Genomic DNA, 215 nt, shown 5'->3' on the forward strand with positions numbered 1-215 from the left:
GTAAATGAAGCTTTTGCCGCACAAAGCTTGGCGGTTCTTAAGGAATGGGGAATTTCTCATGAGAACGTCAATGTAAATGGTGGTGCCATTGCGTTGGGACATCCGTTAGGATGCTCCGGAGCAAGAATATTGGTCACTCTTACACATGAGATGCAAAAGCGGGACACGAAATATGGGTTGGCTACGCTCTGTGTAGCAGGAGGCCAAGGAATAGC

At 47.9% G+C, this 215-nt stretch carries 1 pseudogene; it reads left to right on the forward strand.

Annotated elements, in window-relative coordinates:
• Window positions 1-215: pseudogene (locus LKX83_RS33450) on the forward strand (acetyl-CoA C-acyltransferase); the annotation flags it as partial.

The organism is Cohnella baijiui, assembly GCF_020731285.1.
Classification (GTDB): domain Bacteria; phylum Bacillota; class Bacilli; order Paenibacillales; family Paenibacillaceae; genus Cohnella.